Here is a 19,989-nt window from a genome sequence, read left to right as displayed (position 1 = left end):
TAGGGCAGCCTGAACTGACCGCCCTACTAGCGGTGTAAGAGTACCGCTTACCCCTCAATCCAAACCTCTTCCCCCTTAAACTCGATTTTCCATATGCGGAGCTTCACGCTTTCATCCTCTAAACACTGACCGTCTTCAAGGCGGAAGTGCTGCTTGTAGATAGGCGAGGCGACGACCGCCGCACCTTTAAGATCGCCGACGATGCCCCGAGCGATCACGTTTGCGTTCGAGAAAGGATCATGATGATCAAGAGCGTAGAGCTCATCACCCTGTCCCTGCACTCCGGGCAAGTAGAAAATAGCGACCTGGGCGGGGCCGTCGGCGGTTTCCAGCCAGGCGGCGATGCCAGAAAACGCGACTAGATCGGCCTTGGTACAGACTTTCTGCCACGACTTTGCCTTCTGAAGCGCCATGGTATCCATCTCGTTTTTCAATGCAGTTGCGGTCATTGGTTGCCTCTTTTCTATTCAGTGTCAGTGTTAGTGTCAGTGTCGTTGTCAGTGTCAGGGCCCAGCGTCGCTTAAGCGGGGCGCAGTTGGCCGCGCTCGGAGGTCATAATGATTGACGGATCCGGGCGGTCGTCGTTGACGAAGCTGCGGAAGCGTTTGAGTTTTTCTGGATCACTGATGGCGTCGGCCCATTCACACTGATAGGTATCCACCACTGTTTGCATCTGACGCTCCAGTTCAGCGTTGATGCCTAAGCTGTCTTCCAGAATCACCTCTTTGAGGTATTCCAGGCCGCCATCGAGGTTTTCGCGCCATACTGAGGTGCGCTGCAGACGATCAGCGGTTCGCACGTAAAACATTAGGAAGCGATCAATGGTGCGGTAGAGCTGATCGTCGTTAAGATCCGTGGCAAACAGTTCGGCGTGGCGTGGGCGCATGCCGCCATTACCACACACGTATAAGTTCCAGCCGTTTTCGGTAGCGATAATGCCGATATCTTTGCTTTGCGCTTCGGCACACTCACGGGTACAGCCGGAAACGCCGAATTTGATCTTGTGAGGTGAACGCAGGCCCTTGTAGCGGTTCTCCAGTTGAATCGCCATGCCAACACTGTCCTGCACGCCATAGCGGCACCAAGTGCTGCCCACGCAGGATTTCACCGTGCGCAGCGATTTACCGTAGGCATGGCCGGTCTCGAAGCCTGCGGCAATCAGCTCGCCCCAGATATCCGGCAGGTCTTCCAGGCGGGCGCCGAACAGGTCGATACGCTGTCCACCGGTCACTTTGGAGTAGAGGCTATACTTTTTAGCCACTTCGCCCAGGGCAATCAGTTTATCAGGGGTGATTTCGCCACCGGCCACGCGTGGTACTACCGAGTAGGTGCCGTTCTTCTGCATGTTGGCCATGAACGTATCGTTGGTATCCTGCAATGGGATATGCGCCGCATCGGTGATCGGCTCGTTAAAGCAGGAGGCCAAAATGGACGCTACGGCGGGCTTGCAGATATCGCAGCCCAGGCGGTGGGTGTCGGGGTTGCCGTGTTTTTCAATCAGGTCGGTGAAGGTTTTGATGCCTTCGACGCGCACAATAACGTAAAGCCCTTGGCGGGTATGGGCGAAGTGCTCGCAAATCGATTTATCGACTTCGACGCCACGGGCTTCCAGCTCGTGATCCACCACGCTTTTGAGCAGCGCAGTACAGCCGCCGCAGCCGGTGCTGGCTTTGGTGGCCGCTTTGACACCCCCTAGATCTACCGCGCCAGCGTCAATAGTGGCGCAAATATCACCCTTGGTGACGTTATGACAAGAGCATATGGAAGCGGTTTCTGGCAGCGCCCCGGGGCCGAGAGTAGGAGCGGCACCGCTGCTTTGTGGCAGAATCAGTGAAGCAGGTTCATCGGGCAGCTCAATGCCGTTGGAATAGTATTGTAACAGGGTGTCGTAAACGCCGTTGTTGCCCACCAACATGGCGCCGAGCAGTTTTTTACCGTCGCTGGAGACCACCAGCTTGCGGTACTCCTGCTTGATAGGATCCAGGTAGCGGAACATGCGTGCGCTGGGGTTTTGGTTGCCGTGAGCGTCACCAATCGAACCCACGTCCACGCCCAGCAGCTTGAGCTTGGTGCTCATATCGGCGCCGCCAAAGTATGTGTCTCCACCGGTCAGCGTGGATAGCGCGGTTTTGGCCATTTGGTAGCCCGGCGCCACCAAGCCAAAAATGCTCTGGTTCCAGAGCGCGACTTCGCCAATCGCGAGGATAGCCGGGTCGCTGGTAAGGCACTGGTTATCGACAACCACGCCGCCGCGTTCACCAATCTCCAGGCCGCAGTCGCGAGCTAGCTGGTCGCGGGGACGAATGCCTGCTGAGAAAACGACGAGATCGGTTTCAAGGACTTTGTCGTCTTGAAAGACCATGCGGTGACGGCTCGCCTCGCCATCTTCAATACGCTGGGTGGCGCGCTCGGTGAGCACCTGTACGCCCAAGGCTTCAATTTTTTCGCGCAGCAGTTCACCGCCTTCGTTATCTACCTGCATCGGCATCAGCCGCGAAGCAAATTCAACAACGGCAGTGTCCAGGTTTAATCCCCGCAGGGCATTAGCTGCTTCTAAACCCAGCAGGCCACCGCCCACCACCACGCCGGTGGTGGCATTTTCGGCGGCGGCTTGGATGGCATCCAGGTCGTCCAGGGTGCGGTACACCAGGCAGCCATCGCGGTCGTTACCGGGTATCGGCGGCACAAAGGGGAAGGAGCCGGTGGCTAGCACCAAGCGGTCATATGGGTAGCGGCCCTGGTCGGTGACCACTTCTTGCGCACTGCGATCGATCTCGATCACGGCCTCGCCAGTACGCAGTTCTACGCCGCTGACGGCGTAATAATCCGCCTCGCAAAGCGCCAGGGAGTCAGCATCGCGGCCGCTGAAATATTCAGACAAATGCACCCGGTCGTAGGCGCGATGGCGCTCTTCGCCAAACACGGTGACTTGATAACGCACTAGTGCGCCGTTATCGACCAGTTGCTCGACCAAGTGGTGGCCGACCATGCCGTTACCAATAATGATTAATTGCTGTGTAGTGGACATGTTTTCGATAGACATAGCTATGCCGCCTCTAAGGTCGATAAATGGGGAGTATCGTTGTGCTGGTCAGCCGCAATGGTTTGGAGCACTGCTACATCAGCAGCACCAAACAGGAGTGCATGACGGTAGTCGTTAAGGTTCGTGCCTGCGAGTGCTTGTTCGAAGTACCAAGGGCCTTGGCTGGTGTCGCCGTAAAGCACCGCGCCTTCAATCTGGCCGTTGCGAAGTAACAGTCGACGGTAATCGCCGCGCTCAATGTCGTGGTAGCTAAGTACTTCATGCTCGGCGCTGGCGTCGATGGGGCCAAAGGCGTAGAGCGCAACACCGCTGATTTTGAGTTTGGTAGCGCTGGGGGCGTCTGCGTAGCCTTGAGTATTTGTGCCGCACAGCGTCGCGGCGAGCACCTCTACCTGACGCCAGATCGGTTCCACCAAGCCATAGGTGGTGCCATCAAATTGGCAGCATTCACCCAGGGCGGAAATGGCTGGGTCTGAGGTGGTGAGCCATTCGTCAACCACAATAGCTCGATCAGTGCGCAGACCTGCCTGATGGCCAAGTTCCGCATTAGGGGTAATGCCCGCGGCAATAATCACGCTAGAGGCGTTTAACTGACGGCCATCGGCAAGATGTACCTTGGCTACGCGCCCATGAGTATCGCCCTCTAGCTGTGTTAACTGGGCGCCGGTGATGATCTTTAAACCACGCTGGGAAAGTTCGTTTTCAAGCAGGTGCGCGGCGGTGGTATCCAGCTGGCGGTTCATTAGCTGCTCGCTGCGCTGGAGCACACTGACGCTGATATCATTGCCGCGCTTACGCAGTCCTTCAGCAGCTTCGAGGCCCAGCAGGCCACCGCCAATCACCACTGCATCACCGCCCTGTTGAGCGATGTCGGTAAGTGCATCAGCGTCCTGCAAGTCGCGAAAGCCATGTACGCCCGCAAGGTCAATACCTGGGATGTCGGGCAGCGCTGGGCGCGAGCCGGTGGCGATGGCCAAGCGGTCGTAATGCAGTGTGCGGCCGGTGTCGGTGATTACCGTACGGCGATCACGATGCAGCCTTTCGACCTTTTCGCCGAGAATCAGAGTGACGCCCTGGTTCGCGTACCACTGGGCATTGCGCAGAGTGAGGGCGTCTTGCTGCATCTCACCGGCCAGCAGTGGCGAAAGCAGGATACGGTTATACGCGGGGGTTGGTTCAGCGCCAATTACCGTGATGCGCTGGGGGCGCGTAGGTGATTTCACCAGCGCCTCAATCAGACGGTGGCTGGCCATACCACTACCAATAATGACTAGATGGTCGCTGGGTGAGCACCGGGAAATGGTTTCCATGGGTAGCTCCTCTGTGTCGTTACGGATGCTTGAGCACCAAACAAAAAACGCCCCTGTCGCGCACCGCTTTGCAAAGAATCGCAAAAGCGTGCGTAACAGGGGCGTCGTTGCCCGATAGCGTCTTTTTAAACGCGCGACAACCGCCATTGGCTGCCAACTGATTAAAAACCTTACTCTGTAATAAGCAAGGAGCTAGCCAACTGGCCGTGTAGAATTTTTTTTTAAATTACTTCAGCTGCTTATGTGTAGGTTATGGGTAAGTTGTGGCAAGGCTCCTCGGATAGACTGCACGGTGATGGTGCGAAAGGGGCGGTAGCGTGCACTCTCAAACATCATTTAGCGTGTGTACAGTGCGACAAAGAGCGTTGCGTAGTCATCTATCTTTTTTTAAATTATTGTTTATAAGAAGTAATTTTTAAAATGGTTGGTTCTGGGCTTGGCTTTTGCAGCTATCTAGGCAACAAGCTAGTTAACAAGTTATAAGCGCTCATTGCTAGGCGATGGCAGCGAACAACTCCAAAGCCGTTAGAAAAATAAGTAGCCGAATGTGTAGCTGTTAGACAATCTTCATCTGTTTGAAGAGTGTTTTAAAAATAGTTTGAAGAGTGTATTGCACCGATGAAGGTGCGCTGTGGCAACGACGTCCAGCCCTCTTCTCTTAATGCGTTTATATAGCGCATTAGAGAACGGGACTGGGCGTTTTTTTTATGCCTGGCGCTAATGAGGAATCCGAGGAGTAGCTATGACTCAGGCCAAAACCACATGCCCCTACTGCGGCGTCGGCTGTGGCGTAACGGCAACCGTTGACGCGGGCACGCTGAGCGCTGTAGAGGGCGACCGCGAGCATCCAGCGAACTACGGGCGGCTGTGTGTCAAAGGGTCTGCGCTACATGAAACCTTGGGACCTCAGGGGCGGCTGACTCATCCTCGCGTTGATGGTGTTGAGGTCTCCTGGGACACTGCCCTAAGCACTACTGCCGAACGCTTAAACATCCTGCGGGCTGAGCATGGCAACCATAGTGTGGCGGCGTACCTTTCCGGCCAGCTGCTGACGGAAGATTACTACGTGGCCAATAAGTTGTTTAAAGGCTTTTTGGGCACCCCCCATTTAGATACCAATTCGCGACTGTGTATGGCCTCTGCGGTCGCTGGCTATAAACGTGCCTTCGGGGCGGATGCGGTACCGTGCAACTACGAAGATCTGGAGGAGGCGGAGCTGGTCGTGTTGGTGGGCTCTAACCTGGCCTGGAATCATCCGGTGCTTTACCAGCGCATTAAAGTGGCGAAAGAGCGCAACCCGCTGATGCGCCTGGTGGTGATCGACCCCCGCTTGACAGACAGTTGTGAAATCGCTGACCTCTACCTGGGGATTAAACCAGGCAGCGATGCTTACCTGTTTAACGGCCTGCTGGCGTGGATGGCAAAGCGCCGTAAGCTCGATACTCTCTACCTTGAACGCCACACCGAAGGCGTTGAAGAGGCTCTGGCGGCAGCACAACAAACCGCGGGCTCGGTGGCGGAGGTAGCGGCAGCTTGCGATGTCGACCCCGAGCGACTGGAAACCTTCTACTACTGGTTCGCCAGCCAACTGCATGTGGTCACGCTTTACTCTCAAGGCGTTAACCAATCCTCAAGCGGTACCGATAAGTGCAACGCGATTATTAACTGTCACTTGGCTGGCGGCAAAATAGGCTTGCCGGGTGCGGGGCCGTTCTCGATTACCGGCCAGCCCAACGCCATGGGGGGCCGTGAAGTAGGTGGGCTGGCCAACCAGTTAGCCGCGCATATGGATTACCACACCCCTGACGCCCTTGATCTGGTCTGCCGCTTTTGGGCTACCGACAGCCTGACGCCGAGCCTGCCGGAAGGGCCCGGTTATAAAGCCGTGGAGCTATTTGAAGCCATTGAGCGTGGTGAGATAAAAGCGTTATGGGTGATGGCCACCAATCCCGCCATTAGCCTGCCTGATGCTGCGCGGGTACGTGCTGCGTTGGAAAAGTGCCCACTGGTGATTGTTTCCGAGTGCGCTGCCCATACCGACCTGCTGCCGTATGCCGACATTGTGCTGCCAGCCTCGGGATGGTCGGAAAAAGATGGCACCGTGACTAACTCCGAGCGGCGTATTTCTCGCCAGCGGGGGATGCTACCGCCCCCCGGAGAGGCCCGCCACGATTGGTGGATAATCTGCGAGGTAGCAAAACGGTTGGGGTATGCCGAGGCGTTTAACTACGCGCACCCTTGGGAGATTTTCGACGAGCACGCTCGGCTCTCGGCGTTTGAAAACGGCATTGAGGGAAGTCCGAAACGAGTGTTCGATATTTCAGGGCTGGTAGGGCTGGGTCAAGAGGGGTACGACACCCTGGCGCCGATCCAGTGGCCGGTGACTGTTCAAGCGCCCCACGGCACGGCACGGCTATTTGAGGAGGGCGAGTTTGCCACCGCTAATGGCCGCGCCAAGCTGCTGGCGATCCATCCTCAAGGGCCTGAGCAGTCGCTGAGTGCAGCCTATCCGCTTCGGCTTAATACCGGCCGGATTCGTGACCAGTGGCACACCATGACCCGCACCGCGCGCTCACCGCGGTTAATGAACCACCGCGCCGAACCCTTTATGGATGTGCACCCCGACGACGCCGATACCGCCGGTGTGAGCGATCAAGGGCTGGCGGTGTTAACCGCCGCGAAAGGTGAATATCGCGCTCGGGTGCGGGTCTCTAATGCCCAGCGCCGCGGTGAGGTCTTCGTACCTATCCATTGGACTGACTGCTTCACTCAGCAGGCCAGAAGCAGCGCGCTGATAGACAGCATTACGGACCCGCTCTCTGGGCAGCCTGAATCGAAACACGGCGCTGTGGCGCTGTCGCCGCTTGCTACCGAATGGCAGGCCACCCTGCTGGTCGCCGAAGGGGTAACGGAGTCAACACCCTGGTGCACCAGTGCCTACTGGACACGTATTCCCATGCGCAGCTGCCAGCGCTGGCAGCTTGCCAATACTCAGTCGGTGAATGACTGGTTAGCGCAGCTGAAAACGTGGCTGCCCGGCGACGTATCGGTCGTCAGCCAAGACCCGACTAACGGACGCCTGCGCGCCGCCTGCGTGGAAAACGGTCAGTTGCGCTGGTGGCTGATGGTCGGCCCGCCCAACGAGTTGCCAGGGTTGGCGTGGCTGGAAGCGCGTTTTAACGATGAAAGACTCAGCGATACCCATCGCCGACGTTTATTAGCAGGCTGCGACGACGGCGCTGCGGATACCGGCCCAGTGGTCTGCAGCTGCCACCAAGTGGGCCAAACCACCATCGTTAATGCCATCCGCGAGGGTGACACCAGCGTAGAAGCGTTGGGCGCCAGGCTCGCCTGCGGCACCCAGTGCGGCAGCTGTATTCCCGAATTGAAATCACTTATTGAAGAGGAGCGGCCCCATGCCCGCACTAAGCAATCCCTTGCTACTGAAGTGGTTTAACGCCTTTATGCGGCTGTCGCAACGCGCGCTGTCTCCGTGGGTTCAGCATGCTGCTGACATACGTTTGCCACTGCGTGGTGAGTGCCGCGCCGGACAGGTTTACCTGGTCGGCGCAGGTAGCGGCGATGCAGAGCTGTTAACCCTCAAGGCCGCGCGCTTACTTATGCAGGCCGACGCCGTGGTGTATGACCGCTTGGTGGGCGATGACGTGCTGGCACTGATCCCAGGTGGCAGCGAGCGCTACTACGTGGGTAAAGCACGCGGCCATCACAGCGTACCGCAAGCTGAGATCGGCGCGCTGATGGTAAAACTCGCCCGGGAAGGTAAATCGGTGGTGCGCTTGAAAGGCGGCGACCCGGCGGTGTTTGCAAGGATGGGCGAAGAGCTGGACGCTTTGGCCGCCGCTGAGATCCCCGCTGTCATTGTGCCCGGGATTACCGCGGCCTCTGCCGCCGCTGCCTGTATGGGTATCCCGCTCACCGATCGTGGTCATGCGCAGCAGCTACGTTTTGTGACTGCCCAGCTATGTCGCGAAGACGGTTCGCCGGATTGGGCGTCGCTGGCGCGCAAGGATGAAACCCTGGTGTTTTATATGGGGCTTTCAAAAGTGAGTGCCATTTGCCACGGCCTGCGCCAGGCAGGCCTGCCGGATGAGTGGCCGATCATGCTGGTGGCTAACGCCAGCCAGCCCGAACAGCAGTCGCTGGTGGGCTCGCTTGCTGACATGCCCGAGCAACTCGCCGCAACTCCGTTGCCGTCACCCCGCTTGATTGTGGTGGGCAGCGTGGTGCAAAGAGTCGCCACTTCGCCTGCTTTAAAAACCACCGACATTGCTCAGCCTTACTCCTCTGACCTTTAACTTTTGACCTTTGAACCTGCTGCTAAGGAAACGCCTTTATGTCCTACTTATTGCCTGCTGAATTTGCCACTAAGATGGTCGATGCTGGTGAAGCCAAGCTGCACATGTCTACCCGTGATGCTTTGATTCGCGCCTTTATGGCGGGGGCTATTTTGGCCATTGCTGCAGTATTTGCGGTGACCGTAGCGGTGCAAACCGGCTATCCGATTATCGGCGCCATCCTGTTTCCGGTGGGCTTTTCGATACTTTATCTAATGGGCTTTGATCTGTTGACCGGGGTGTTTGTGTTAACACCGCTGGCATGGCTGGATAAGCGGCCCGGCGTTACGATTAATCGTATTCTTAAGCACTGGGGTATTGTATTTACTGGTAATTTTGCCGGGGCATTAACGGTCGCTTTTCTAATGGCGATTGTCTTTACCTACGGCTTTAGCACCGAACCTAGCGAGGTGGGCCGAGTCATTGGTGAAGTAGGCGAAGGGCGCACGGTGGGCTATAAAGAGTACGGTGCTGGCGGCATGGCAACGATTTTTATCCGTGGCATATTGTGCAACTGGATGGTCTCACTGGGCGTAGTGGGCGCGATGATTTCGACCACGGTCAGCGGCAAGGTCATTGCCATGTGGATGCCGATTATGCTGTTCTTCGGCATGGGATTCGAGCACTCGGTGGTCAATATGTTTCTATTCCCATCCGGGCTGATGATGGGGGGTAATTTTTCGATGATGGATTATCTGATCTGGAACGAGATTCCTGTGGTACTGGGTAACTTAATTGGTGGTTTGGCATTGACGGGGCTCACCCTCTACACCACCCATGTGCGTACCGCGCCACAGAAAGCGTTATAAGTGCTGCATAGCGAACTTTGAAGAACCATAAGCCTTCGCTCCGGCGAAGGCTTTTTTAGGGGAAGCATAATGGCAGCGCTGACCATTTCGCTCGGCCAGTACTCGGATAAAGGGCGCAAGCCAAGCAACCAGGATTTTTATGGTGCCTATTTGCCCAACGACTCCCTGCGCGTAAACAAAGGCATTGCGATCGCGTTAGCAGATGGGATCAGCAGCAGTGATGTCAGCCGCGAGGCAAGTGAGGCGGCGGTGGGTGGATTTCTGAGCGATTATTATGCCACCCCGGCCACTTGGACGGTCAAAACGTCAGCCCAGCGGGTACTGCAAGCGACTAACGCGTGGCTTTATGCCCAAACCCGGCAAAGCCAGTACCGTTATAACCTGGACCGCGGCTATGTATGTACCCTGAGCGCGATGGTGCTTAAGTCCACCACCGCACACCTGTTTCATGTCGGCGATAGCCGTATCTATCAGCTTACCGGCAATACGCTGGAGGTGCTAACCGAGGATCATCGCTTTTGGGCATCGCGGGAAGTCAGCCATTTAAGCCGCGCCATGGGGGCCAGCCAGCACCTGGAGCTGGATTATCGCGCCGTATCGCTCAGCGCCGACGATCTGTTTGTACTTACCACCGATGGCGTTTACGAGTGGTTAACCAGCGCTGAAATGGTCGCGCTGATTCATGCTCACTGGGGCGATCTTGATATGGCCGCTAAGGCGCTGGTTGATGCCGCTCTTGGGAACGGCAGCGACGATAACCTGACGGTGCAGATTGTGCGCATTGATACGCTGCCCGAGCATCACGCCGATGAACTTTATGCTGCAATGCGTGTGTTACCACAGCCACCAGAACTGCGCGCGGGCAGCGAACTGGACGGCTATCGCATTGTGCGTCAATTGCATGCCAGCAGTCGCAGCCATGTCTATTTGGCGGAAGATATCGCTAGTGGCGATAAGGTAGCGTTGAAAACGCTTTCAACCGAGCTAAGCCAAGACCCGGCGAGCATTGAGCGGTTTGTGCGTGAAGAGTGGATTGCACGACGCATTGATAATCAACATGTACTTAAAGCTCCTGTGCAAGAGCGCCCCCGGCATTATCTTTATACCGTACTGGCCTATATCGAAGGGCAAACGCTGACCCAATGGATGCGCGATCACCCCAATGCCGGATTAGCCAGTGTCCGTCCCGTTGTCGAGCAGATTGCCAAAGGGCTTCGCGCCTTTCATCGTCTGGAAATGCTCCATCAGGACCTGCGTCCTGATAACGTTATGATTGATCACCACGGTACGGTGAAGCTGATCGATTTTGGCGCAGCCAAGGTGGCGGGAATTGCCGAAGCGGAGAGCCAAGACCACGTTAGCGAAGATATCCTAGGCACCGCACAGTACACCGCGCCGGAGTATTTTTTAGGTGAAGGGGGTACTCCCCAGGCAGACCAGTACTCCCTGGCCGTTATCACCTATCAGATGTTGACCGGCACGCTGCCCTACGGCACCAACGTGGCTAAAACACGCACAAGGGCGGCGCAACATAAGCTGGCGTATCAATCAGCGCTCAACGAAAACCGTGAACTGCCTGCTTGGGTGGATGAAGTGCTTAAAAGGGCGCTGCACCCTAGCCCCTACAACCGCTATCCGGCGCTTTCGGAGTTTGTTTTTGAACTGAACTCACCAAGTCCAGGGTTGCTTAAGCGCGCACAGTTACCATTGTTAGAACGTGACCCGGTGCTTTTCTGGAAGGGTGTGTCGCTGGCATTGGCTATTATCGTTATTGCCCTATTAGTGCGGTAAGGATAGCCATGATTGCTGCTATCAGCGCGCATCGTCGAAGCGGTCGACCCGGCGTAAGGTTGGGAAAAGCCTTATCCAGGCGCCGACCACTGCTAGTGTACCGACACCGCCAATGATGGCTGCGGGTACGGCACCAAACCAGGCCGCCATGCTGCCCGCGCGAAACTCGCCTAACTCATTGCTGGAGCCGATAAACAGCATGTTGACCGCATTCACACGCCCACGCATTTCATCGGGAGTAGCAAGCTGAATCAGTGACATGCGTACATATACACTAATCATATCGGCGGCACCCGCCACAAACATGGCTATCAGCGAAACCCAAAAAATCGTCGAAAAGGCGAACACCAGGTTGGCAACGCCGAAAACGGCTACCGCCACAAACATGACCCAACCAGCGCGGCGCTTGATTCCACGCATGCCTAAGTACAGCCCCATGAGCAGTGCACCGACAGCAATTGCGCTGCGTAATGCACCTAATCCTTCTGGCCCAACGTGCAGCACCTCCTGCGCATAAATAGGCAGCAGCGCGACAACACCCCCTAATAACACCGCAAACAGGTCCAGGGAAATGGCCCCCAAAATAATCGGCTGATAGCGGATATAGCGAATTCCCGCCGTAAACCGCTTTACCGCTGTGCTTTCTAGCGTTTTAGCTGCTTCAGCGTAGCGAATTGGTACAGGGAGCAGTAACACCAGCGCGATAGTAAAGCACCCTAAGCAAACGCTGTATGCGAGGCTGCCACCCCCAATACCATAAAGAATACCGCCCAATAGAGGGCCAGCAATGACGGCAACCTTCATGATGGAACTGTTCAATGCAATGGCCGATGCAAGCTGAGCGCGGGGAACGATGTTGGGCAGCAAACTTTGTAGCGCAGGGCCAGTGAAGGCACGCGCCGCTCCAAACAGTGCCAATACTGCGTAAAAGCCGGTCACGTTGTGGCTCTCGTTCAGCGAAAGCGTGAGCAGCAAGGCGCTACATAGTCCTTGTACCATCCAGCTAAGTTGCAAAATACGTTTGCGTGAAAAGCGGTCAACGACATCCCCCGCGGGCAGCAGAAGCAGCACCATGGGCAGAAACTGCGCCAACCCCACATACGCCAGGGCCATGGGGTCGCGGGTGATGTCGTAAACCTGCCAAGCCACCACGATGGCTTGAATCTGCATGGCAAATACCGCGGCTAAGCGCGACAGCAAAAAGCTTAAAAACCCCGATTGGCGGTGAAGCGGCAGTAAAGGCTCATTAGCGCTGCAAGGTGCGTTGGTAGCGGTTGTCATAGCGTCTTCATGGTTAGCGGCGTTTCAAGGCACTGGGGTTGAAGTGAAGCAATCACCACCCCATGTTAGTTAACACGCTATCAATAGAAAAGGATGTTAATGATGCAACAAGTGATACCTAACCCCGGTTTCGGTACTTTTCGCCTGGAAGGCGATACGCTCAAGCAGAGCATTCATGCAGCGCTTGAGGCGGGGTATCGCCATATCGACACGGCGCAGTTTTATGGCAATGAAGCGGATGTTGGTGCCGCGATTCATGACAGCGACGTGCACCGCAGCGATATTTTTCTCACCACCAAGGTATGGTTTGACAACCTGGAGCCTGCCACGCTGAAGGCCAGCGTAGACGAAAGTCTCCAGAAACTGAGCACAGGTTACGTTGATCTGCTGTTGATTCACTGGCCATCGCCTAATGATGAAGTACCGATGGCGGATTATTTGACGGCCCTGAAGGAAGTCAAAGCGGAAGGCAAAACACGCCATATTGGTATTTCTAATTTCACCTGCGATCAAGTGGACGAGGCGATCAGTATTCTGGGTAAGAATGAAATTCTGACCAATCAGATCGAAGTTCACCCTTTCCTTCAGAACCATAGGCTGGTTGAGCACTGCGAGCAGCAAGGTATTCAGATCACCGCCTTTATGCCGCTGGCGGTGGGTAAGGTAATGGACGATCCAACTCTTCAGAAAATTGCCGACGCCCATGGCGTAACGCCTGCGCAAATTGCCTTAGCGTGGGTAAAACAGCGCAATATGGTGACGATTCCTTCATCGACCAAGGCGCGTAATATTCAAAGCAACATTGCCGCGTTTGATTTAGTACTAAGCGACAGTGAAATGGCTGATATTGCCATGTTGGATCGCCAGGAGCGTATTGCTAACCCTGACTTTGCGCCTGCCTGGGATGAATAAGAGGAATGAATAATCAGGGCTTGAAACGCTAAACGACGAACTTCAGTTAATAGTATGTGTCGTAGTGGATGCCTGCCTAGGCAGGCATCTTTAAAAGAACGGAGAGAACGATGAAACAGCGTAAAATCAAAGACAATGCGTTAAAAGCGCAATTGCGAACGCCGATGTTTAAAATGCAGCAGCAAACCCCGAAAAAAGGCAAAGGTAGCTACTCCCGTAAAGGACACAACTCTCTGAGAGGGCATCGCCAAGCCGCTTAATCTGGCGTTTTTGCGATGCCTTCCCCAGGCATCTCTGCGCAGTATCCCCCATGCTGTGCAATATCCCATCAGCTTGGCCGATCCAATGGATCGGCTTTTTTCTTTACGCCCACTGCACGGCATTACGGCGCAAAATGTCGCAAAAGCCGGTTACCGGTTCACCATAAAACGTATCTTTTCGGGTCAATAACCCAAACGGTGAAAGCGTTCGTCCAAGGGTCAGTGGCAGCATCTCAATTAGCCCTATATTGAGATGGTCTCTAAGAACGGATTCAGCCATTACTAACAGTGCATCGCTTTTTTGCACTAGCTGTAAGGCGGCAAAAATTGAACCGCATTCGATGATATCGCGTGGCGACATTAATCCTTCCATCTCCAGCTCTTTCTCTAGCGCTTGGCGTGCTGGCGTTGTAATTGGTTGAAGTATCCAGGGCCAGTGTTCTAGCAACTGCTCCAGTGGCGGCAAAGGGGCATCGGTTAATGGGTGGCCATGGCGTACCACAGTGACCATATTTTCGTTGCCCAGTGGCTCAAAATCGAATTGATTATGCTGAATAGAGGTCGCATAACGAGCGATGGCAATATCTACTTTACCCTGTTCGAGTAGTGCCACTAGTTGATCGCTAGTCTCACCCATCAAACGAATTTGTAACATGGGACGCTGGCGTTTCATCTCAATGATAGCTTGAGCCACCAAGTCTGGTGCAGCCCCCATAATGGCGCCAACGGTTAATTGTCCGCGCCCACCCAGTTGGTAGCGGTGAACCTCTTCGGCGCATCGATCTAACCGAGTTAGCGCGTTATCAGCAAATTCCACCAGCATTTCGCCCACTTTGGTTGGGCGCATTCCCTTTGCCATACGTTCGAATAACTGGCACGCAAACATCCGTTCAATTTCACTCAACATACGTGTCGCGGCAGGCTGTGACATATGCATGGCCACGGCAGTCTGGTGTAGGTTGCCCACTTTGCCTAATGTCGAGAGCATAAGAAGGTGCTTATAACGAAGCCTTGCCACAAGCAATTGAAAGCTTTCCATTCTCATCTCTCTGTTGAGTTGATACCCACACGGTATGGTGTTTGCGCTTCAGTTGGCTGTTCGACATTAGTCTAGTGATTTGGATTCTTATTATTAAGCGGTTTTGCGCAAGCTGGCGCTATTGCTGGCTTAGCGCTTACTGATAACTTAAAGGTATCGAGGCGAGCCAGATAATCATTAGCTACCTTGCTCGCTTTTACTTAGAACTTCCTCAACAAGATCACGTTAACAAGCATAACGAGGAGTGTTTATGAGCGAACCCACCATCAAACAGGTGCGCGCCTATACCGTCCGGGGTGGCGGTGCTGACTACCATGACCAAGCCGAGGGGCACTGGATCGATTCCCAAATCGCCACACCCATGAGCAAGTACCTAGAGTACCGCATGACACGCCGAAGCTTCGGGCTCAATGTTCTGGGTACCCTGGTGGTCGAGGTGGAGGCAAGCGATGGAACCGTAGGGTTTGCTGTAACCACCGGTGGGGAAATTGGTGCTTGGATTGTCGAGAAGCATCTTGCTCGCTTCATTGAGGGTAAACAGGTAGCTGAAATCGAAAAAATTTGGGATCAGATGTTTAACGCCACGCTCTATTACGGTCGTAAAGGGGTGGTGATTAATACGATTTCCTGCGTTGATCTTGCGCTTTGGGATCTGCTGGGTAAGGTGCGGCAACTGCCGGTGCATCAGCTATTAGGTGGCCCGGTTCGCGATGAGCTGGTGTTTTATGCCACTGGCGCACGCCCTGACCTCGCCAAGAAAATGGGCTTTATTGGCGGCAAAATGCCCCTCGTTCATGGGCCAGCTGAAGGCGATGAAGGGCTGAGAAAGAACTTAGAGCACCTAGCGAAGATGCGTAGTGCCGTCGGCGATGACTTCTGGTTGATGTATGACTGCTGGATGAGCCTTGATGTCAACTACGCCACTCGGCTAGCTCAAAGAGCCCAGGCGTACGACCTGAAATGGATCGAAGAGGCGCTGCCGCCCGATGACTACTGGGGCTACGCGCAGCTCAAGCGTGATGTACCCAAAGGCATGCTGGTAAATACCGGTGAGCACGAGGCCACCCGTTGGGGCTTCCGTATGCTGCTGGAAATGGAGTGCTGCCACGTTATCCAACCGGATGTGGGGTGGTGCGGTGGTATTACAGAGCTGATTAAGATTTCAGCGCTGGCCGATGCGCATAACAAGCTGGTAGTACCCCATGGCTCATCGGTCTACAGCTACCACTTTGTGATTACACGCCATAACAGCCCGTTCGCTGAGTTCTTGATGATGGCGCCGAAAGCCGATGAAGTCGTGCCCATGTTTAATCCGCTGTTGCTGGATGAGCCGGTGCCTGAAAACGGTCGCATGGCCGCTTCCAAGCTCGACAAGCCAGGGTTTGGCGTACGCCTTAATCCTGACTGCGAACTTTCTAGGCCTTATCAACATTAAAATTATGGCCTGATAAGCATTGTTTCCGCTAAAAAGTAGGGAACTTAAACCAAGTAATATCAGAGGAAACTACAATGAAAATGAATAACACCTCAGGTCTTTTAATCTCTAAATTGACCATAATTGGTGCCGCAGGGCTGCTCTTCATGATGCCCTTTGGCACTGCTTATGCTGAAACTAAAATTCGTTTCGCACACCATATTTCGACTGATTCCGAGCAGCATCTAGCGGCTGAAAGATTTCGCGATCTAGCAGTTGAATACAGTGACGGTGAAGTCCAGGTGGAAATCTTTCCCGCCGGACAAATGGGAGGACAACGAGAAATTATTGAGTCTGTCGAGTTTGGTGTACTGGAGATGGGATATGGCGAATCGGGCCTCTATGCCAACTACGTACCCGAATTTGGCCTGCTGACGCTACCTTATCTTTATCGAGACGTTGATCATTGGGAAAACGTGGTGACAGGTGAAATAGGCGACCAGTTGATTGAACAATTGGTTACCACTTCCGGGATCAGGCCGCTTAACTGGATTCTGGCAGGCTATCGAGATACCTATCTAGCCGAAGGGCAAATTGAAGGCCCTGATGATTTCAAAAACTTGAAGATTCGCGTACCGGAGTCTCCTGTGTTTGTGGGCACTTTCTCTGCACTGGAAGCTCAGCCGACGCCTGTACCCATGCCGGAAGTCTATACCGCGTTACAGGCAGGTGTGGTCGATGCCATGGAAGGCACTCCGGAAGTTGGTTATACCTTCCGCATATTTGAGGTTGCCGAGTCGCTGTCCAAAACACGCCATATTCTTTTCGATGGTAGTTTTGCCATCAACGAGTCCTTTTACAACAACCTTTCTGATAGCGACCGTGAAGCAGTCAACCGGGCCGCCTGGGAAGCGGCTGAAATGCAGCGCAGTGAGTGGTTTGAGCGTGAGCAGTCCTGGTTTAGCCAGCTAGAAGAAGAGGGAATCGCCATTAATGAGGTGGATCCAGTGCCTTTCCAAGAAGCACTGGCAGGCTTCCGCGGGAGTTTGCTACCAATATTGGCGCCGTAGAACTCCTTGAGTCCATTGGGCAGCAGTGACTCTGAAAAGGAGCTCGCAAATGCGTCGTTATCTGGATACTGCATTTGCCACCCTTGGTGCCATGACCGTCGTCATCTTTGCGGCGATCATGGCGTTGATTTTCATACAGGTCATCAACCGGTTTCTCCTGGGGTTGCCACTTTTCTGGACAGAAGAAGTGGTGAGGATGCTGCTGGTTTGGTTAGTACTTATGGGAACCCCTGTGGTGGTTTACAAATGCGATGAAATAAAGGTGGAGCTGTTTCGGTTTAACAACGACCGCTTTGAAAAGGTGAGGCGTTTCGCAGTGGCAGCTATCTCAATTGTTTTCTGTGCCGTTTTAGCCTACTGGGGGTACCTATTCACACTACGCGCTTTGGGCACTATGCAACCCTCGTTGGGTATTTCTAGAGCCTGGCTGTATGCACCCATCCCGATTGGGGGCGTGCTGACGATCCTTGCTTTCATTGTTCGTCGTGATGAAGTGAAAAAAACATCAGACGTAGAGGAGCTACTATGATCGTTGCCTTGATGTTTGGATTATTTACAGCTCTTCTCGCTCTTGGTGTGCCCATCGCCTTCGCCATGGGGCTTAGTGCCGTTACCGTCCTGGTCATTGATGGCGGGGTACCACTTCTGGTGTTGCCTCAGCGCTTTTTCAGCTCTTTGGATAGCTTCCCCTTGCTGGCCATCCCGCTCTACATCTTCGCCGGGAATCTAATGAACTACGGTGGTATCACCTCGTCAATCGTTGGTTTTTCCCGTTCCTTAGTGGGCCATATACGGGGCGGATTAGGCCAGGTGAATATCATGACGAGTGTGCTGTTCTCGGGTATCTCCGGTTCGGCTTCGGCAGATGTGGCTGCGGTCGGAGGGATGATGATTCCGGCGATGAAAAAGGAGGGCTACAAGCCAGAATGGGCAGTAGTGATTACCGCTGCTTCGGCAATCTTGGGTCCCATTATTCCGCCTAGCCTGCTCATGGTGATCTATGGAGCCATGACGGGGCTTTCCATTGGCACGCTGTTTTTGGCCGGTATCGTTCCAGGTCTGTTTCTCGCCATGATCATGATGGCGCTGGTTTACTGGAAAGCTGATGAGATCGGCGCGCCTCGTCACCGTAGAGCCAGTTTAGGCGAAACCGGCAAGGTGTTTTTGAAAGCAGCACCCGCGATGGTGATGCCAGTGATCATTGTAGGTGGTATCCAGAGCGGTTTATTCACACCTACCGAGGCAGGCATTGTGGCCGTCGCCTATGGGCTCGGGTTTGGCCTACTTTCTCATCGCCTGAATGTCAGGAATACCTACCGCTTCGCACTTCAGTCGGTAGTCACCTCCGCGAGTATTCTGATCATCCTCGGCAGTGCTGCTTTGTTCAGTTGGATTATTGCTCGAGAGGGCGTGCCCGCAACATTAGCTACTTGGCTTTCCAGTATGACCAGCGAGCCTGCCGTTGTGCTGCTGCTGATTGTGTTGGTACTGATCCTAGTCGGCATGTTTATCGAAACAATTTCAGCGCTGATCTTGATGGTGCCGATATTGACACCGATTGCCCAAATGTTCGGGTTCGACATGATTCACTTCTCAGTCGTGGTCATTATTGCCCTGCTTTTAGGTTCACTGACACCACCAGTGGCTCTAATCGTCCTATTGGGCTGCAAGATCGCGGAGGTTGATTATATGAAGACCATGCGTCCACTCGTGCCTTTTTTCATGGTTCTCGTCATTGGGCTGCTATGCATCATGTATTTACCCTTCTTAACCCTTGGGCTACCTAGCCTGCTTGGGGCTTTTGACTAGTACCACTGGAGTGTAACGACGATGGAAATGCCCGTTAATACATTTAAAAGCGCACTGGCTAAAAGTGATTCCATTTGGGGTTGCTGGGCTGGTTTTGCGACTGGTTATGCCGCTGAAATTGTGGCGAGCACTGGCTTTGATTGGCTGCTGATTGATGGTGAGCATGCCCCCAATACGGTGCCGACTATTTTGGCTCAACTACAGGCAGTGGCACCTTATTCAGCAGCGCCGGTAGTACGCAGCGTTAACCAGGATTCTGCGTTGATCAAACAACTACTCGACATTGGCGTTCAGACACTGATGGTGCCCATGGTGGAAAGCGGTGAGCAAGCTGCGGCCCTGGTGCGTGCTACTCGCTACCCACCCCATGGCATACGCGGCGTCGGCGGCGGCTTAGTACGTGCAACCCGCTGGGATGGCGTGGATGACTACCTACATAAGGCGCATGAGTCGCTGTGCCTAATCGTACAGGTTGAATCACCCAAGGGCGTTGAGCAGGCCGAAGCGATTGCGACAACGGATGGCGTTGATGCGGTCTTTATTGGCCCAGCCGACCTCTCAGTGGGAATGGGGCATCCAGGCAATCCGGGGCATCCAGACGTTCAAAAAACAATTGAAAAGGTGATTAAAACGGTGCAGGCGGCGGGTAAGCCGGTGGGGATTCTTGCGCCGCTTGAAGATGACGCACGCCGCTACCAGGCGCTTGGCTGCCAGTTTATTGCGGTGGGGATCGATATTAGCTTGCTCCGTCAAGGCGCGCTTGCAACCGTTGCGCGTTACAAGGGGCAAGTCGCGAACCAGTCTTCCAGTACTTATTAACTCAGTGTTTGTTAATAAGCACTTCTTAACCCAGCACTTATCACTTTAGCTCTTACCAGCAGGTGGTCTCATCGAGG

The 19,989-nt window shown here is 54.5% G+C and carries 16 protein-coding genes; 11 read left to right on the top strand and 5 right to left on the bottom strand.

What is annotated here, in order from left to right; translation table 11 throughout:
• Nucleotides 1-47: 47 nt before the first annotated feature.
• The 3 genes from nirD to ACUVOF_RS01995 all read right to left on the bottom strand — a co-directional run bounded on the left by nirD (nt 48) and on the right by ACUVOF_RS01995 (nt 4,353).
• Nucleotides 48-449 carry a nitrite reductase small subunit NirD gene (gene nirD, locus ACUVOF_RS02005; RefSeq protein ID WP_447042771.1) on the bottom strand — a complete coding sequence of 134 codons (402 nt, stop codon included), beginning with the start codon at nt 447-449 and terminating at the stop codon, nt 48-50.
• A 71-nt stretch (nt 450-520) separates the two neighbouring features.
• On the bottom strand, nt 521-3,028 hold the full coding sequence (gene nirB / locus ACUVOF_RS02000; protein ID WP_447043218.1) for a nitrite reductase large subunit NirB: 2,508 nt from the start codon (nt 3,026-3,028) through the stop codon (nt 521-523).
• Nucleotides 3,029-3,045: 17 nt separating this feature from the next.
• Nucleotides 3,046-4,353, bottom strand: a complete 1,308-nt coding sequence (locus ACUVOF_RS01995; RefSeq protein WP_447042770.1) for an NAD(P)/FAD-dependent oxidoreductase — start codon at nt 4,351-4,353, stop codon at nt 3,046-3,048.
• 742 nt (nt 4,354-5,095) lie between these two features.
• Between ACUVOF_RS01995 and ACUVOF_RS01990 the strand changes: the two genes are divergently transcribed.
• The 4 genes from ACUVOF_RS01990 (at nt 5,096) to ACUVOF_RS01975 (ending at nt 11,308) form a co-directional block, all read left to right on the top strand.
• Nucleotides 5,096-7,810 (top strand): nitrate reductase, encoded by a 2,715-nt coding sequence (locus tag ACUVOF_RS01990; RefSeq protein ID WP_447042769.1) that lies wholly within the window; start codon nt 5,096-5,098, stop codon nt 7,808-7,810.
• Entirely contained in the window at nt 7,770-8,669 is a 900-nt protein-coding gene (gene cobA / locus ACUVOF_RS01985; RefSeq protein WP_447042768.1) for a uroporphyrinogen-III C-methyltransferase, read from the top strand. The genes ACUVOF_RS01990 and cobA overlap by 41 nt, the downstream gene beginning before the upstream one ends.
• Before the next feature lie 38 nt (nt 8,670-8,707).
• Nucleotides 8,708-9,517 carry a formate/nitrite transporter family protein gene (locus ACUVOF_RS01980; protein WP_113268810.1) on the top strand — a complete coding sequence of 270 codons (810 nt, stop codon included), beginning with the start codon at nt 8,708-8,710 and terminating at the stop codon, nt 9,515-9,517.
• Nucleotides 9,518-9,586: 69 nt separating this feature from the next.
• The gene (locus ACUVOF_RS01975) at nt 9,587-11,308 is read left to right on the top strand and encodes a protein kinase domain-containing protein (RefSeq protein WP_447042767.1); all 1,722 of its coding nucleotides are present in this window, start codon (nt 9,587-9,589) and stop codon (nt 11,306-11,308) included.
• 21 nt (nt 11,309-11,329) lie between these two features.
• On the opposite strand, the gene ACUVOF_RS01970 is transcribed toward ACUVOF_RS01975, so the two are convergent.
• A complete protein-coding gene (locus tag ACUVOF_RS01970) occupies nt 11,330-12,589 on the bottom strand; it encodes an MFS transporter (RefSeq protein WP_447042766.1) in 1,260 nt (419 codons plus the stop codon).
• 93 nt (nt 12,590-12,682) lie between these two features.
• Between ACUVOF_RS01970 and dkgB the strand changes: the two genes are divergently transcribed.
• Together dkgB and arfA are read left to right on the top strand one after the other, a co-directional pair.
• Nucleotides 12,683-13,501: a 2,5-didehydrogluconate reductase DkgB gene (gene dkgB, locus ACUVOF_RS01965; protein WP_447042765.1), complete on the top strand. Its 819-nt coding sequence runs from the start codon at nt 12,683-12,685 to the stop codon at nt 13,499-13,501.
• Between the two features lie 110 nt (nt 13,502-13,611).
• Complete coding sequence (gene arfA / locus ACUVOF_RS01960) at nt 13,612-13,761, top strand: alternative ribosome rescue factor ArfA (RefSeq protein WP_308338276.1); 150 nt, start codon at nt 13,612-13,614, stop codon at nt 13,759-13,761.
• Between the two features lie 103 nt (nt 13,762-13,864).
• Here arfA and ACUVOF_RS01955 read toward each other — a convergent pair whose 3' ends face one another.
• Nucleotides 13,865-14,800 carry a LysR family transcriptional regulator gene (locus ACUVOF_RS01955; protein WP_447042764.1) on the bottom strand — a complete coding sequence of 312 codons (936 nt, stop codon included), beginning with the start codon at nt 14,798-14,800 and terminating at the stop codon, nt 13,865-13,867.
• A gap of 250 nt (nt 14,801-15,050) precedes the next feature.
• Here ACUVOF_RS01955 and rhmD point away from each other — a divergent pair, with 250 nt between their 5' ends.
• From rhmD to ACUVOF_RS01930, 5 genes are all read left to right on the top strand, one after another.
• Nucleotides 15,051-16,235 carry an L-rhamnonate dehydratase gene (gene rhmD, locus ACUVOF_RS01950; protein ID WP_447042763.1) on the top strand — a complete coding sequence of 395 codons (1,185 nt, stop codon included), beginning with the start codon at nt 15,051-15,053 and terminating at the stop codon, nt 16,233-16,235.
• Between the two features lie 74 nt (nt 16,236-16,309).
• The gene (locus ACUVOF_RS01945; protein ID WP_447042762.1) at nt 16,310-17,284 is read left to right on the top strand and encodes a TRAP transporter substrate-binding protein; all 975 of its coding nucleotides are present in this window, start codon (nt 16,310-16,312) and stop codon (nt 17,282-17,284) included.
• Between the two features lie 49 nt (nt 17,285-17,333).
• Complete coding sequence (locus ACUVOF_RS01940) at nt 17,334-17,813, top strand: TRAP transporter small permease (RefSeq protein WP_447042761.1); 480 nt, start codon at nt 17,334-17,336, stop codon at nt 17,811-17,813.
• Nucleotides 17,810-19,093 carry a TRAP transporter large permease gene (locus tag ACUVOF_RS01935; protein WP_447042760.1) on the top strand — a complete coding sequence of 428 codons (1,284 nt, stop codon included), beginning with the start codon at nt 17,810-17,812 and terminating at the stop codon, nt 19,091-19,093. Before ACUVOF_RS01940 ends, ACUVOF_RS01935 begins: the two co-directional genes overlap by 4 nt.
• 21 nt (nt 19,094-19,114) lie before the next feature.
• Nucleotides 19,115-19,912 (top strand): aldolase/citrate lyase family protein, encoded by a 798-nt coding sequence (locus ACUVOF_RS01930; RefSeq protein ID WP_447042759.1) that lies wholly within the window; start codon nt 19,115-19,117, stop codon nt 19,910-19,912.
• Nucleotides 19,913-19,989: the final 77 nt, after the last annotated feature.

The sequence above is a fragment of the Vreelandella sp. H-I2 genome (assembly GCF_052959335.1).
This window is presented reverse-complemented; position numbering and strand designations above follow the sequence as displayed.